Origin of the sequence: Streptomyces sp. SID14436 (assembly GCF_010548465.1) — a bacterium.
Classification (GTDB): domain Bacteria; phylum Actinomycetota; class Actinomycetes; order Streptomycetales; family Streptomycetaceae; genus Streptomyces.
In genome coordinates, this window is record NZ_JAAGMD010000736.1 from 1 (window position 1) to 2358 (window position 2358).

Sequence of the window (2358 nt, forward strand, 5' to 3'; positions counted from 1 at the left end):
GCGCCCGGCGGCGCCCCGGACGCCGCGCGGTCGGCGGCCCCGCCGCGGCCCGCCGCGAGCCACGTCATCCGCACGGCGTCCCTGACCGTGCGGGTCGAGGACGTCCCGAAGGCGCTGGAGGAGGTCCGCACCACCGCCGAGAACGCGGGCGGCTACATCGGCGACGAGACCACGAACCGGGACGGCGACGGCCACGAGCGGACGCGGGTGGTGCTGCGGGTGCCGGTCGCCGAGTACGCCGGGGTGCTGTCCGGACTGGAGGGCACCGGCACCCTGGTGCGGCGCACCGCGAAGGCGGAGGACGTCACCGGTCAGGTGGTCGACGTGGAGAGCCGGATCAAGACCCAGCGTGCCAGCGTGGCGCGGGTGCGGGAGCTGATGGACCGGGCCACGAAGCTGAGCGACGTGGTCACCCTGGAGGGCGAGCTGAGCACCCGTCAGGCCGACCTGGAGGCCCTGCTCGCCCAGCAGGAGTCCCTGAAGGACCGCACCAGCCTGGCCACCCTCACCCTGACCCTGTCCGAGAAGCCCGTGAAGGAGGAGGCCGGCGAGGACGACGATCCCGGCTTCCTGGACGCGCTCGCGGGCGGCTGGAACGCGTTCCTCACCCTGTTGCGCTGGGTCACCGTCGGGCTGGGCGCCATTCTGCCGTTCGCCGTGATGGCCGCGCTGCTCGCGCTGCTGTGGCGCAAGGCCGTCCGTCCGCTCCTGCGGCGCCGGCCCGCGCCCGCGCCCGCCGCCCCCGGCGTCCCGGGTCCGCTCCCGACGGCCCCGCCGGTCACCCGTCCGGGCGCCGGGCCGCAGCGGCCCGGTGACGAGGACTGAACCGGCGGCCCGGCGCGCGCTCCGGTCCCCGTAGCGTGGGGGCATGAACACGAGTCAGGGGCGCGGTGCGCGGGAACGGATGGTCGTGATCGGCGGTGACGCCGCGGGGATGTCCGCGGCGTCCCAGGCCCGCCGGCTGAAGGGCCCGGACGAGCTGGAGATCGTGGCGTTCGAACGCGGCCACTTCACCTCCTACTCGGCGTGCGGCATTCCGTACTGGGTCAGCGGTGACGTGCCGGAACGCGACCGGCTCATCGCCCGCACCGCCGAGGAGCACCGCGCGCGGGACATCGGCCTGCGGCTGCGCACCGAGGTCACGGAGATCGACGTCGCCGGGGGCCGCGTGCGCGCGCGGGACGTGGACTCCGGGGCGGAGTCCTGGACTTCGTACGACAAGCTGGTGATCGCGACGGGTGCCCGGCCGGTCCGTCCGGACCTGCCCGGCATCGACGCCCCCGGCGTGCACGGGGTGCAGACCCTCGACGACGGGCAGGCGCTGCTCGACACCCTGTCCCGCACGCGCGGCCGCCGCGCGGTGGTGGTCGGCGCCGGCTACATCGGCGTCGAGATGGCCGAGGCCATGATCAAGCGGGGCTACGAGGTGACGGTCGTCAACCGCGGCCGGCAGCCCATGGCCACCCTCGACCCGGACATGGGGGAGCTGGTGGGCCGGGCCATGGAGGGCATGGGCATCACCATGGTCAACGACGCCGAGGTGACCGGGCTGCTCACCGGGGACGACGGCACGGTGCGGGCGGTCACCACCGAGGACGCCGAGTTCCCGGCGGACGTCGTCGTGCTCGGGATGGGCGTCCGGCCCGAGACGGGCCTCGCACGGGCGGCGGGCCTGCCGCTGGGCGAGCACGGCGGGCTCCTCACCGACCGGTCCCTGCGGGTGCGCGGCCAGGAGAACATCTGGGCGGGCGGCGACTGCGTGGAGGTGCTCGACCTGGTCTCCGGCCAGGAACGGCACATCCCGCTGGGCACGCACGCCAACAAGCACGGCCAGATCATCGGCGCCAACGCCGGCGGCGACTACGCGACGTTCCCCGGTGTGGTGGGCACGGCGGTCAGCAAGGTCTGCGACCTGGAGATCGCGCGCACCGGTCTGCGCGAGAAGGACGCCCTGCGGGTGGGGCTGCGGTTCGAGGCGGTCACCATCGAGTCGACCAGCCGGGCGGGCTACTACCCGGGCGCCTCCCCCATGACCGTGAAGATGCTCGCCGAACGGCGCACCGGGCGCCTGCTCGGCGTGCAGATCGTCGGGCGCGAGGGCGCGGGCAAGCGGGTGGACACCGCCGCGGTCGCCCTGACGGCCGGGATGACGGTGGAGCAGATCACCGCCCTCGACCTCGGCTACGCCCCGCCGTTCTCCCCGACCTGGGACCCGGTGCAGGTGGCGGCGCGCAAGGCCACGTCGAAGCTGCGCGCCGCCGGCCGGTGACGACGACCCCCCGGACGCCCGCCCTCGGACGCCCGCCCCCCGGACGCCCTGCTCCGGCCGGCCGCCGCCCCGCCCGCGTCACCGGGCAG

2 protein-coding genes are annotated in these 2358 nt (G+C 75.4%); both read left to right on the forward strand.

Annotated features, from left to right (window positions below):
* Window positions 1-825 (forward strand): DUF4349 domain-containing protein (locus tag G3I53_RS26730; protein ID WP_164438856.1); only part of this gene is annotated, 825 nt, incomplete at its 5' end.
* 43 nt (window positions 826-868) lie between these two features.
* Window positions 869-2269, forward strand: coding sequence for an FAD-dependent oxidoreductase (locus G3I53_RS26735; RefSeq protein WP_164337105.1), 1401 nt, complete (start codon window positions 869-871; stop codon window positions 2267-2269).
* The last annotated feature ends 89 nt before the right edge of the window (window positions 2270-2358 follow it).

Bases quoted from the DNA above. Each gene is read 5' to 3' on its own strand.
- G3I53_RS26735 (WP_164337105.1), top strand. From the start codon at position 869: ATGAACACGAGTCAGGGGCGCGGTGCGCGGGAACGGATGGTCGTGATC.